Origin of the sequence: Nostoc sp. CHAB 5836 (assembly GCF_020829445.1) — a bacterium.
Taxonomy (GTDB): Bacteria; Cyanobacteriota; Cyanobacteriia; order Cyanobacteriales; family Nostocaceae; genus Nostoc.
In genome coordinates this window covers 1-13,700 of record NZ_JAIVFV010000084.1, presented here as the reverse complement: position 1 = coordinate 13,700, position 13,700 = coordinate 1, and the positions used below count along the sequence as shown (strand labels likewise).

At 42.4% G+C, this 13,700-nt stretch carries 10 protein-coding genes and 1 tRNA gene; 6 read left to right on the top strand and 5 right to left on the bottom strand.

The window, feature by feature from the left end:
- Positions 1–106: 106 nt before the first annotated feature.
- A complete protein-coding gene (locus LC605_RS17730; protein ID WP_099103723.1) occupies positions 107–430 on the top strand; it encodes a thioredoxin family protein in 324 nt (107 codons plus the stop codon).
- Here LC605_RS17730 and LC605_RS17725 read toward each other — a convergent pair.
- A complete protein-coding gene (locus LC605_RS17725; RefSeq protein ID WP_229548832.1) occupies positions 417–650 on the bottom strand; it encodes a hypothetical protein in 234 nt (77 codons plus the stop codon). The genes LC605_RS17730 and LC605_RS17725 overlap by 14 nt on opposite strands.
- A 69-nt stretch (positions 651–719) precedes the next feature.
- On the bottom strand, positions 720–2,570 hold the full coding sequence (locus LC605_RS17720; protein ID WP_229548831.1) for a S8 family peptidase: 1,851 nt from the start codon (positions 2,568–2,570) through the stop codon (positions 720–722).
- 120 nt (positions 2,571–2,690) lie between these two features.
- Between LC605_RS17720 and LC605_RS17715 the strand changes: the two genes are divergently transcribed.
- Positions 2,691–3,119, top strand: a complete 429-nt coding sequence (locus LC605_RS17715) for a hypothetical protein (RefSeq protein ID WP_229548830.1) — start codon at positions 2,691–2,693, stop codon at positions 3,117–3,119.
- A 90-nt stretch (positions 3,120–3,209) separates the two neighbouring features.
- On the top strand, positions 3,210–4,358 hold the full coding sequence (locus LC605_RS17710; RefSeq protein ID WP_229548829.1) for a histidinol-phosphate transaminase: 1,149 nt from the start codon (positions 3,210–3,212) through the stop codon (positions 4,356–4,358).
- A gap of 8 nt (positions 4,359–4,366) precedes the next feature.
- Here LC605_RS17710 and LC605_RS17705 read toward each other — a convergent pair whose 3' ends face one another.
- Both LC605_RS17705 and LC605_RS17700 read right to left on the bottom strand, forming a co-directional pair.
- On the bottom strand, positions 4,367–4,921 hold the full coding sequence (locus tag LC605_RS17705) for a hypothetical protein (RefSeq protein WP_229548828.1): 555 nt from the start codon (positions 4,919–4,921) through the stop codon (positions 4,367–4,369).
- Between the two features lie 616 nt (positions 4,922–5,537).
- The gene (locus LC605_RS17700) at positions 5,538–6,170 is read right to left on the bottom strand and encodes a GNAT family N-acetyltransferase (RefSeq protein WP_229548827.1); all 633 of its coding nucleotides are present in this window, start codon (positions 6,168–6,170) and stop codon (positions 5,538–5,540) included.
- 1,016 nt (positions 6,171–7,186) lie between these two features.
- On the opposite strand from LC605_RS17700, the gene LC605_RS17695 reads away from it, so the two are divergent.
- The 3 genes from LC605_RS17695 to LC605_RS17685 all read left to right on the top strand — a co-directional run bounded on the left by LC605_RS17695 (position 7,187) and on the right by LC605_RS17685 (position 12,310).
- Complete coding sequence (locus LC605_RS17695; protein WP_229548826.1) at positions 7,187–10,801, top strand: response regulator; 3,615 nt, start codon at positions 7,187–7,189, stop codon at positions 10,799–10,801.
- Positions 10,802–10,984: 183 nt separating this feature from the next.
- Positions 10,985–12,208: a hypothetical protein gene (locus LC605_RS17690; protein WP_229548825.1), complete on the top strand. Its 1,224-nt coding sequence runs from the start codon at positions 10,985–10,987 to the stop codon at positions 12,206–12,208.
- Positions 12,209–12,239: 31 nt separating this feature from the next.
- A tRNA-Gly gene (locus LC605_RS17685) sits at positions 12,240–12,310 on the top strand.
- Between the two features lie 275 nt (positions 12,311–12,585).
- On the opposite strand, the gene LC605_RS17680 is transcribed toward LC605_RS17685, so the two are convergent.
- On the bottom strand, positions 12,586–13,239 hold the full coding sequence (locus tag LC605_RS17680; RefSeq protein WP_229548824.1) for a Uma2 family endonuclease: 654 nt from the start codon (positions 13,237–13,239) through the stop codon (positions 12,586–12,588).
- Positions 13,240–13,700: the final 461 nt, after the last annotated feature.

Sequence of the window (13,700 nt, the reverse complement as noted above, 5' to 3'; positions counted from 1 at the left end):
AAATACATGAAAACTGCTGTAGGTTGACACTAAAGGGCAGCTATATGGTAATATTTCATAGCATTATGCTAAAAAACTTTGCCTAGAATCAAAGAGTAGCCGACCCATGAGTTTAGCTGTAATTAAGTTCTCTTCAGAAGAATGCGGCATTTGCCACAAAATGTCTTTTTATGACAAAAAGGTGGCTGAAGAACTGGGTTTAGAATTTATCGATGTAAAAATGCAAGATACGACTGCTTACCGCAAGTATCGCAAGATTTTATTAACTCAATATCCCGATAAATCAGAAATGGGATGGCCTACTTACATCCTCTGTAATTCTCCAGAAGGTGAATTTCAGATTGTGGGTGAGGTAAAAGGAGGTCATCCCAAAGGGGAGTTTAGAAGCCGTCTGCAAGAGGTTCTAAATTCCACAGCTAATCAGAACTAATTACCTCAAAAGATTTGACCTCTAGGACAGGGCCAATCATGGCAGTAGTCATGATATCTTCACGCACCTGTCCTTTAATTTTTGCTTTTTGTCCGGCTTTGAGTAAGTCTTTGTCAGCCCCTCTGAGGATTTCGTAATTAACACCCTCTTCTGTAACTAATGCCCATGCACCTGTGCCAATATCACGGCGTTCAATTGTACCTGTAAGTGTAATACTCATAATTGTCATTTGTCATTTGTCATTTGTCATTCTTCCCCAATGCCCAATGCCCCATTCCCCACTCCCCATTTATGCTATTTTTTCTTCGTTTTTCAATGCTAAACGAGCAAGTCCATAACAGATTAGGGCATTAGTGATGAGGAAGAAGCGGGATAAATTACCACTTCCCAATCCCCAAACTGCTGGAGCGAAAAACGCATTTGTAGTTAAGCACGCTGCTACACCTAAAGTTGAACCAATGGCAAACCATTTCCAACTAGGATGTCCCAGCAGCAATGCCATTAACACAATGGGAATCAGTACGCTAGCAAATAGGGGATTCAACGCATCAGTTCCCTGGAGGGTATTGCCTAATTCGGGAATTGAACTGCCCAAAACCCGGAAAGGCCATTGGGGAAGATCAAAAATATAGATTCCCTTAAGGAAGAATAACCCAGAACTGCCGGCAATTAGTCCACTGGATAAAGACCAACTCCAAGTAAAGGGGAAGTAAACCCGTAAAAACCAAGCCAGCAAATAGGAACCAACTACCATTAAAACCTTGGGTAAGAGTGCGATCGCACCTCCATCGATCCAAAAGCCGGGATTAAGATAGCCGTTATCCCGTAACCATCGAAAGAAATCTGAAAAACTGATTTGCCCCCCAAAGGCTAGTTTGACTGCTGCTTCTGCATTGAGTTGTCCAGCGCCATAATAATTCAAACCATCATCCTGGATAACTCGTGCCGACTGCTTGAGGACTTTTAAAACTTCGTCTGGTTCTTTGATACCAGCAGCTTTGATTAATGCCGCAACACCAGCAACGTGGGGAGAAGCCATGCTTGTTCCCTGAAAGCCCAGAAATACGCCTTCGCCGTTTTCATCGATGGTTTCCTGAAGAATCTTACCAGCTTCACTACCACCAGGAGCAGATATATCTACCCCTGCACCAAAGTTAGAATAGGGCGCTCTTTCGCCATCTGGGCCAATTGCTGAAACCCCGATGACGTAAGGATAGCGGGCCGGATAGCTTGCACCATTAGTGTTCTCATTCCCGGCTGCGGCAATAATAACTACACCTTTTCTATGAGCATACTCGATCGCTTCTTTCATCAACTTGCTTTCACCGCCACCGCCCAAGCTCATATTAATCACATCTGCGCCTTTATCAGCAGCAAATTTAATCGCTTCGGCAATATCGGCAATAGTACCGCCGCCATAGGAACTAAGTACCTTCAAAGGCATCAGACTGGCTTCGTAGGCAATTCCAGCGACGCCATATTTGTTATTTGTGGCTTGAGCAATAGTTCCAGCAACATGAGTACCATGACCGTTATCGTCTGTGGCTTCTTCTCGGTCGTTAACAAAATCATAGCCTTTGACGAATTTTGTCTCATACAAGTCGCGAACCTTGGTAATCCCAGTGTCAATCACTGCAACTGTGATGCCACTGCCTTTGGTTTGACTCCATGCACCTTCAATACCGATTTTGTGCAAGTTCCACTGCTTGCTGTAATATTGGTCATTGGGGCCAATTAATGAAGGGCTTGCTTCTTCATCTTCTTGGGGTCTCAAAAATTCACCTAACCAAGCGGCTTTACCTGGTTGTGGAATCTTACTGTAGATATAGTTTGGTTCAATGAATTCTGTAGCTTGGGCAAACTGAGATTTTTTCAGTTCTTCGAGCCGTCGCCCATCGCCCTTGATAATATAGACATGATCTTTTTGGGAAAACTTGTTGTCTAATTGGGGTGTAACGTTGTATTGTTTGGCGATCGCTTGCAAATTCTGTTCCACCACAAGTGATGGAATATCTTCCCGAAAATCAAGCACAATCGTTTCAAACTCTCCTTTCACTGCCAATCCCTGGAAATTCAGGAAACCAAATATGGCAGATCCCACCCCAATGACAAACAAGCACAATAATATAAGCTTTCTCATATTAACTCATCACCGCTTTTTGCCAGTTTGCTCACTACCATAACTTATCTGCATCACTTCTTGGTGGATTCTGCACTTTTAGTTACAAGTTTCACTCAGGACTCAGGACTTTTTTAAACAATGGAACGTGGTCTTTTGTGGTTGCCTCTGTTAGTAATGTTTTTCTGGTTGGCTTGGCAAGGCTCGAAAGAGTATCAAAAAGTTGAAGCCTACCGCGCCTGGGCAGAGCAATTTGAACGGGCTAAGTATGATATTTATGCTGTATTAGGTCAAAAAGGTAACAATTTAACTTGGGGAAAACCCACGCCTAAAGGCCCTATTAAACTAGAAACATTTTCTTTGCTTGATGTCAAGCAAATCCAGCTTCTAGTAGATGACAAATCAGTAGATGTGGATAACATACCAGAGAAAGGTCGTTCAATAGAGTTAGAATTTCTATTTTCCCAATCTACTAACTCAGTGCGTGTTCCCTTTACAGAAATCCCTTTGGCTGCGGAATGGGGAAAGTATTTGCAAGGATCATTACAAGGTCTTGAGGGGAACTCTTGAAGGCATACAGTGAATTTCAACTTTATAAGTCACTTTAACAGGGGTACTCCAAACTCCAAACTCCAAACTCCTAACTCCTAACTCCTAACTATGCTTCCCTTTATCCGATCAGATTTAGCACAATTTACCGCGTACAAACCACACCCTAGCAGCGATACAGCCGATTCTGTCCCCACACAGTTTGACAGGTTGGACACTAATGAAAGCCCTTATGATTTACCACCTGAGTTAAAAGAGAAGTTAGCGTGGACATATCAGCAAGTAATTGAAACAAATCGTTATCCTGATGGCGGACATGAAACACTTAAGGATGCGATCGCCGAGTATGTCAATCAGTCAGCCGCTCTCTCATCTCCCTTGTTTACTGCTGAGAATATTTCTGTTGGCAATGGTTCAGATGAATTAATCCGCTCTTTATTAATTGCCACCTGTCTAGGAGGAGAAGGTTCAATTCTCGTTGCCAATCCCACTTTCTCTATGTATGGGATTTTGGCACAAACTTTGGGCATTCCTGTAGTGGCAGTGGGTAGAAATGAAACAAATTTTGAAATTGACTTAAAAGCCGCACAGTCCGCTATCGAACAAACTCAAAATCCCCCCATTCGCATAGTTTTCGTAGTCCATCCCAATTCGCCGACTGCTAATAGCTTAACTGTGGCAGAGTTAGCATGGTTAAGAAGTTTACCAGAGCATATTTTGGTAGTAATTGATGAAGCTTACTTTGAATTCAGTCAAACTACACTAGTAGATGAATTAGCACAGCGTCCCAATTGGGTAATATTACGCACTTTTTCTAAAGCCTTCCGATTGGCTGCTCTCCGTGTTGGCTATTGCGTCGCTCATCCCGAAGCGATCGCCATCTTAGAAAAAGTTCGCTTACCTTACAATCTCCCCAGCTTTTCCATAGCAGCAGCCTTAGTTGCTTTACAAAACCGCAGACTCTTGCTTGCATCAATTTCCCAAACCCTGAGTGAACGAGCCAAACTCATCGAAATTTTATCCCAGCAACCAGAATTACAAATTACCGCAAGTGCTGCTAACTTTATTTACCTGCGTCTTAAACCAAATAGCTTTAATCCACAAGATGCTGCATTAAAAACTTTTCACCATAAACTTAGAACACTCGGCACCCTTGTGCGACACATTAGCCCAGGATTGCGAATTACTGTAGGAACAATAGAGGAAAATACCCGCACTGTTAATCGAGTACAAGCTGCTTTGGCAAATTTGGAATTTTAGCAATTTACTCAGTAATTAAATCGGCTGTCTACCTCATTGCCCAAACGGCGTACTATTGCCACTGTTTGTGGCAGCACACCCACTAAAAGAGCAAAGGCAAGATCCGGCAGAAGAGCCACAACTTCTAGTGGAAAGTATTGTTCAAATTGATCGAGAATTTTCTGGACTCGCTGCCCAGGCACTGGGTTTTCTGTAATTTGCCTGATTAATCGAATCCACTGTCGCCTAATCAAGTAAGCTTTTTGGCGTTCTTCATTAGATTCGGGAATTAATAAAGACAGATTACCTATGGGCAATGCCCTTTGGCAATCACAATCGTAATCCCCACCCACAGCAGCCCCAGGCCCAGCAAACTCTGCATGGTAGCGTTTAAAGAGTATTAACCCATTTCGTCTACGACTATTGACGATGAAAACTTCTCCACTGTGTAAACGTGTAAGGATATCCGAGCCTTGCGATTGCTCAGTTCCATCTTGCATGACAAAAGAGTCAAGGAAACTAGTTTCAGGGTAATAAGTTGATACCATAGAGGTCTGATAGCGCTGATGCTGTTCGCTATCCATGTTTTTTAAACTTTCAACGAATGTAGTAGTATGCACTTTAAAATGGAACTAGCTGTTATATCAAATCAGGTTTTGGAATTTTTTGATTATCAACATTCTTTTGGTCAATTTAACTACGATAGCAATAGGTAGGCTTTGTTTCAGTAATTGATTCATAATATTTTATGAGATATAACTAGATTTGTCTGTAAACTATAGGAGTGTTTTCTTAAAGTTTTTATAAAGATGAATATCTTAATTACAAAGTTATTATGAGGAGATGATGATTTATTTCAGCGCAATTTCCTATATATTGCCATTCTAATTCATTTATCTATATAAAAATAATTCGTAATACCTCGACTCACTTCGACTCGCCCTGAGCGCAGTCGAACTGAATCGCTCGGCAAAAGGAAACTAATTCGTAATTGAATTAAGCCAGACACTTCAGGGGAGCCACTGCGGTGGACGGGTTCTCCCGCATCAAGCAAGTGGCGTTGGGAGTTTTTACCTACCTTGATATTCAAGGGCTTTTTGCGCCAGAAGGGGCGAGATTTTGAACCTTTACTTTTTTGATCAAACACTGAAAATTATTTTTTAATAAATAAAATATACTCCAAATAATTACCAAAAAAATTCAGATAATGGAGTCAGCACTTAGGTGCTTGTGTAATAACATCTGGCTTGAGCGTCTTAGGAAAAATGTATTCCAATTCGATTCGACTTTATCCACCCCATATCCCAGCTTGAAATAAAGCTGTCTTGCTTGGTGGTTATTTTCTAAAACATGGAGATATAAGTCTTGAAATCCCCACTCGCCAGAGACTTTTTCACAGCTAGTAAGTAATGCTGAAGCCACACCATATCTACGATATTTGGGGTGAACCGCTAAATTAGATAAGTAAGGAAAACCTACGCCAATCTGGCTCCATGAATCACTGTAACGTACACTCATTTCCACACTTCCCACTAAGTTATTGGTCTCACCAGTAGTAGCTTCAATGGCGACTAAACAAACATGACGGGACGTAGGTGATGCCATCCGATGCCTTAAATCTTCGTAAATACCCAGACGTAGCAATGGGAAAGCCCATCCCCATATACCCTTATGGGAGTGAAAGCTTTCTGTAATAATTTGGGCAACACCAATCAAATCAGCAGGTGTAGCCATACGAATTTGGAATTGGTAGGAAGCTGGATCGATTGGCTGTTGGTGGTATGGGTGAAAAAACCGATATTTCAAGGCTAGCTCAGTATTGATTTTATTCAACGAAAATTTTCTCAAATATTCTAAAACACGATTTAAACTAAATGAAAACTTAATATAGGAATCCTAAATGATATGTGAAAAATTTTAAGTAATGTAGTTTGGGTGGGCAAAGCCCACCCAAACCCGGATATGGTGGGCAAAGCCCACCCTACGTGTATTTCAAAAATTAAATAGGAGTCCTATAGCTGCCCAAGTGATTGAACTGACCCGATATTGCTAATTCACTTTTGCTTGTGGATCAAATAAAGTTTTACACTTTGGCTTGGGGTTTTTTAGGTGAGTGGGCAGATAAATAGCATAACTTGTCCGTAGGCAGCACCTACAAAATTGTTAAGTAAGTACACTATAGGCGAACTCTGGTTTCAAAGCATCCTTGGTTGCAGTACTGAACTTGTTTTTGCAGTTACTGCTACACTGGGACTACTTTGGTACTAAGTCATCAGAATAGGTTGTACATATGCTGGGACAAGAATCTGCAAGGTTTCCGAATCCCTAATCTCCAACCCCTCAACCATTACCACTTATCTTAATCATAGTTCTGATTGCTAAATTAGAAACAGGTATTTGTCTAATAGTATACTTTGACTTTAAATCTTATTGTTTTAATTTTGCTGACTCTGCCATGACTACCATAAATAAAATTTACCTGCAAGTGTTAGTACAACTGCTGCAAAGGGAAAACTTAATATGCAGCTTTATCTGGATTTTTCAGGTAGTTATGAGCGCTGTATGTAATATTAGACGTTGCTCACAGGAGGTGAAGGAAGATTTGGCAAGCAAGCATCGACTCTGTAACACTAAAACTGACTATGAAAGCAATTAGAGTAATCCAAGGCAAAGGGTAATCGGCACAAGCCATTGAGACGAATTACTGTGAGTAAATGCTCTTACACTCAGCAGTCATGTAGCCAAACAGCCTTATTGGTCGAAATGCTCTGCTCTTACCTGACTCAGAAAAATCCTTATCTGATCAGATTATTCTTTATCCAACTGCCGTTGCAGCAGGAAAGCGGTGCATGAAATCCCAAGCAGACAGTAAGCCGAAAATTTTGGTTGTTGATGATGAACCAGACAACCTTGACTTGCTTTACCGCACTTTCTATCGCGACTATAAGGTGCTAAGGGCAACCTCTGGCCCTGCGGCCCTCGACTTGCTGGCTCAAGAGGGAGAGGTCGCAGTGATTATCTCCGATCAGCGGATGCCGATGATGAGTGGTACAGAATTTTTGAGCCTGACAGCAACTCAATATCCAGATATTATCCGGATTATTTTAACTGGCTACACCGATGTCGAAGACTTGGTGGAAGCAATTAATGCTGGTAAGGTATTTAAATATGTCACTAAACCGTGGGAAGTAGAGGAACTCAAAGCAGTGGTACGCCAAGCTTTGGATACCCACAATGTCCTCAGAGCTAGAACCCGCGAACTTACCCGCACACTCCGTCAAGAGTCGCTGCTGAATACCATTACAAATACGATTCGTAGTGCTTTAGACTACAGACAAATTTTGCAGGCAATTGTAGATACAGTGGGCCATATGTTGGAAGTGGATGTCTGTTTGTTGCGTCCCTTTCAAGATGAGCAGTTGGCGGATAAAGGATTTATTTATCAAAAGGCTTTTTCTGAAGAAGCTCTTGACAAAGGGAGCAAGGGAGCAGAGGAGCAGACTAAAAGAGCGGAAGTTGCAGTAAGTCTTTCCCCTACGTCCCTTATCCCCTCTGCTTTGCGTCCTCTTGTTTCTCCTCTACCTCTTTTGGCTGAGACGGTGTGGGAAACTCGCGAAGTTCAGGTGATTCACGATGTGATTGATGATGAGCGCATTCACGGTAATACTCCCGAACTGCGCCAACGTGGTGCAGCTTTTGCTGCCGCTAATATTTGTTCTAGTTTAGTTGTGCCATTGATCTGCCAACAGGAACTGATGGCAGTGTTAGCACTGCACCAATGTTTTGTACCTCGCTTCTGGGAGGATGATGAGGTGAAGTTAGTGTTGATGGTAGCGGATCAGGCAGCTTTAGCTTTGTCTCAAGCTTACGCTTACGAACAAGTACGTGCCCTTGCCAAACGAGAAGCCCTAATTAATACGATTACTAGCGCGATTCGTTCTAGCTTAGATCCTCAAGATATCTTTGCGGCGATCACCCAGCAACTGGGACAAGCTTTACAAGTCGATGGCTGTGTCCTGTCTTTGTGGACAGAGGAAGATGAGTTTGTCGAGTGTGTGGGCTTGTATGACAGTTTTCAACATTCAGAAAATTTTCGATTGTCAACCCCAGATAAAAATATAAGTAGTAATAATCATCTATCTGCACCGAGATTACCCTATTCTCAAGCATCTATACAAGAGAATCCAATCCTTCAACAAATGCTACAGACACATGAACCTGTGGTAATTGGTAATGTGAGCCATTCTCCCTCAGATGTGCTGGGTTTTAATTTGCCTTTAAAAATGCCAGCCCGATCGCTAATGTTTGTACCATTATTAGCTGATGGTAAATGTATCGGTAGTATTACGTTGCATGAAGGGCAAAAAGTACGCCAATGGCTCTCATCTGATATCGATTTGGCAAAAGCAGTAGCAGCTCAAGCAGCGATCGCTGTCCAGCAGTCACACTTATATCAAAAAACTCGCCAACAATCGGAACGCTTACTGGAATTAGACAAACAAAAAACCGAATTTTTCCAAAATATCTCCCATGAGTTTCGCACACCCATCACCTTGATTCAAGGGCCTTTAGAGTCGGCGGTGGCAACTGGTGAAGGATTATCTTACTCTCAAAGTGCGATCGCTCTGCGTAACTCCCGCCGTCTGCTGCGACTGGTAAATCAACTCCTGGATTTACAACGCCTAGATGCGGGGAGAATGCAGCCTAGTTTCCATCCCTGCGATTTAGTCGAATTTGTCAGCCAAATTGTGGAGTCTTTTCGTCCCTACTGTGAGAAAAAGAAACTGCATCTTACCACCCAGTTAGATGAATGTTCTACGGTATATTTGGACATGGAAAAATTTGACAAGGTGGTTTATAATCTCCTGTCAAATGCCATGAAGTTTACTCCCGAAGGTGGCACGATCGCCCTCAGACTAAAATCTGAAGGCGATCGCTGCATATTGCAAGTACAAGATAGTGGAATTGGCATTGTTCAAGAACAAATTCCCCACCTCTTTGAGCGCTTTCGCCAAGCTGAAGGTTCAGCAAATCGTTCCTATGAAGGCAGTGGTTTGGGTTTAGCTTTAGTTAAAGAATTGATCGAATTACATGGTGGTCAAGTCACTGTAGAATCAGTTTACGGCCAAGGCACTACCTTTAGTTTATGGCTTGTGACTGGAAATGCTCATTTACCCCCCCACCAAGTACTAGAAACGCCTACCGAACTGAATACAAGCCGCGCTAGCGTAGAATTAGCTGATTTAGAACTGGTACAGTCAACAATAGATAATATTGAAGATATTACAATAAATTTTTCCCCCAGTATTAATACTCAAGACTCAGCACTTCCGACTCAGCAATGCCAGACCGCTCAACAGGGGGGAAATACCCACACAACTGGCTCCTCAATTTTAGTTGTAGATGACAACCCAGATTTGCGAACCTATGTATCTGAAATTTTCCGCCGCAATGGCTATCATGTACAGACCGCTCGTAACGGTTATGAAGGGCATCGGATAGCTAAGGAAATTATACCTAGCTTGATTGTGACAGACTTAATGATGCCCTTGGTGAGCGGACTTGAAATGATTCAAATGATCCGCAATCAGGAGAAGCTCAAAGGAATACCAATCATTCTGCTGACAGCGAAAGTTGACGAAGAAACGCGCATCGAAGGTACAGAACATGGCGCGGATGCTTATTTAGCAAAACCATTCAATGATCGGGAACTTTTGGCGGAAGTTCGTAATCTTTTAGCGTTGAAAGAAAATGAACGACGAATCGTGGAGTTAAATACTTATCTAACAGAGTCGGTACTAAAGCGCTTTTTGCCGGCTGTATTGGTGCAAAAAGCTGCAACCGGAGATTTAACGTTAGATTTGCGCCCAGAGCCACGGTTAATTACAGTTTTGTTTAGTGACATTGTGGGTTTTACACAGCTAGCAAATACTCTCAGATCCCGGCGAGTCGCAGAGTTACTAAATGAATATTTAGAAGCTATGACCAAGGTTGTATTTGGCAATGGCGGTACTGTAGATAAATTTATGGGAGATGCTATCTTAGCTTTATACGGAGCGCCGGAAGAACTAACCCCCAATGAACAAGTGCGTCGTGCTATCAATACAGCCAGAGCAATGCACCGCTCACTGGCTGAGTTGAACCAGCGCTGGCGAGATCAAGGTGTATTCGATGGTGACAGACTCACTAGCGTCCAGTTTCGGTGCGGTATCCACCAAGGTACTGCTGTTGTGGGGATGTTTGGTAGCGCTGAACGTGCCGATTATACTGCCATTGGCCCAAGTGTGAATATTGCTGCAAGGTTGCAAGCTGCTGCTGTTCCCGGTACAATCTTGGTTTCTGCTGCCGTGGCAGATTATTTACAGGAAGGAGAAATTATTAAAGGTAGTCCGCTAGAACTTAAAGGAGTAGATGAAACAGTTTTGACTTTCGCTGTTACACCAGAGGTAATGGTTAATCGCTAAAATTTAGACTGGTATTTGAAAGGATTACAAATGAGTAAGTAGGTCGGCGCAATTAAAGTTAACTGGCTAAGGCTGTCATTTGTCATTAGTAAGGGTTTTAAACTTATTTACGTTTCGTAACATACTTGAGTTTTTTCGCACCAACCTATTTAAGAGTGCCTAATCATATCCAGCTTCTATAATATGACACCATCGGTTGCAGATAAAACTCCAATTCCAGCCAAGGTCTGGAGACGACACACTGACCCACCAGGTTTGTGGATTTCTGTCGTTATAGCTTCAGTCTCTCTGCACTTGCTGGTGTTCTGGCTGATGCGCTCATCTAATGCATTTAGTCTGTGGTTTCCCCAGCAAAGTCAATCTGCTGTTCCGATTGAATTGGTAGACATTGCTCCCAAAACAAAAACAACAGCCAAGACAGTTTCGCCAAAGCCACTATCTTCAACTCAAAAGTCTGTACCAGCACCTTCACCACAAACAGCACAAACTACAGACATAAATCAAGATTTTGACGCAATAAATTCTGCGGATAATCTCCAGCAGAAGAGGCAAACTTACGCCTCTAAACCTAATAACAAACCCTTTAGCCAACAGAGGGTTCCCACACCAACACCGACATCTACACCTACAGTTACACCAACACCGACATCTATACCTACAGTTCCAGTCAATACCCTACCTTGGAACCGCCGTCAAGAAATCAAACTGGGAAAGGGAACGCAACTACCAACAGGTATTCCATCAAATCCACCAGTTTCCGAACCTGAAAACAGGGAAACTCCACGGACTCCCACAGGAGAAACTTCACCAACTCCAACTAGGGAAACTCCACGGACTTCGACAGGAGAAACTCCAATTAGGGAAACTCCACAGACTCCAACAGAAGAAGCTTCACCAACTCCAACTAGAGAAACCCCACCGACTCCCACAGGAGAAACTTCACCAACTCCAACTAGAGAAACCCCACAGACTCCCACAGGAGAAACTTCACCAACTCCAACTCAGGGAGCATCCGTAGCAATAGTAGCTCCTTTGCTTAGAGATGAAGTGAGTAACTTGATACAATCAGGAAGATTACGACAAGATGCTTTACCCGACGTTATCGCTTTATACGGGGGAAACAACACAAAACAATTAGACTCAAGTTTTCTTGTCCAAAGTTCTGGACTTGAACCAGCACAACTCTTGGCTAGCTTAATAATTGATCACAATGGCAACTTTCAACAGGCTGTAGTTCTAGAAATAGAACCAGCAACACTGCAAAGTCAAAAAAGCACATACGAGCAAGTCCTCAGCGAAATTTTCAAAACAGAAAACTTTATTGCTGCTCACAACAACGATGGCACAAAACCAGAATTGAGCAATCTGTATGTCAGGATCAAAATAGAGCCTGCCCATTCCAACTAAATGTGTGTTATACTTATGAGGTTGGAAATTCGCGGGCGTAGTTTAGTGGTAAAACTATAGCCTTCCAAGCTATTAATGCGGGTTCGATTCCCGCCGCCCGCTTAGAAAAAAACTCTGAACTTCCTAGTGCAATAAGTAAGACTAGGCTTGGTAAGATAACCAGTTAAAAAATAACTGTTTAATCCAAGTTAGTTATTGCGATCGCACCTTAACGGGTGACAAGGTGGCTCAAGATGAGATGTGGCAATAATTTGAGAAAATAAAGTGGTAAAAAAATAGAGGGAAATTGCCCCCCAACAAAAAAATAAATGTTGCCACCATCATATCAAACAATCTTCCGAAAGCATTTGAGTGAGAGAGGGGCGATCGCATTGTATTTAGCTGCGGTTTTTACGAATCCACACCCTCAAGTCTCGCTTGGCCTGGGTTTCTCCTTGTTGGGCGCAATTACTTAGAAACTCATAAAGCTGCTCTTTGGGAACACCAGGAAATGTTGGACTCGTCTGTACTTCTTGATATTGACCATTCTGAAGATCATAAAGCTGCAAAATTTTGCCGTTGTAGCGCCAGAATTCAGGCACCCCTAATTCTGCGTAAAGAAGATTTTTGTTGATATCCGTGTGGGTAATGTCAACTTCTACGACCAAATCCGGCGGTGGGTCGATGTTGAGATCAACAGTTTTACCTCGCACCAGGGGTTCATTGGCAATGTAGTATCCCTGATCGGGTTCAGCCCCCGCTTTTAGTCCAGGGCGATCAAGGGTGGTGGATTCCATGCTTTTGATGTTGAGATTTAACTCTTCAGTCAAAATCTCGATAAATTGCCCAATTAACCCACTGGAATTTTCGTGTGCTTCTAATGGAGTCATAATCTCCAGAATGCCGTTGTAGTAGGTCAGATGAGCCGAGGTATTTTCACCTAATGTTTGACGGATTGTTTGATAAGCGTCCCAATCTACATGAAGAGATACACGCTTTTCTGGGAGTGATCGCTGTAATTGGGATATATCAGTTGGAAAGGTATGAACCATAGATCCAATATTCCAATATACGACATTATGCTTTAATCATACTGAGAATGACTACTTATTTCCGTTCTAAAAGTATAATTTCATTTCAGTAAACACTTCACTCTTCATTCTTTATTGATGGTTGTTTTTCCGACTGTATTCGCGCCGATCAATCCAGCATTATATCATATGGTATATGATTGAAGGAAATAGTATCAACAAAACTAATGGGAGCAGTTCACATAAAAGTAAAACTGACTAATGCGATTGATGAGGGGTTAGTGAATCGCGGAATGCTTGCGCCTCATTTGCTGCGTGAGTTGGAAACTGAGGCGCTTGTTGATACGGGTGCAACATAGTTCCAAATCTCATAGTCAAATATAGTCAGACGTTTGAAATTTAGGTTTAAGCTACCCCAAATTCAGGATGGACATCCTTGGATATTGGGATTAGTGGCCTTGGATGTACTACCAGACATCCCC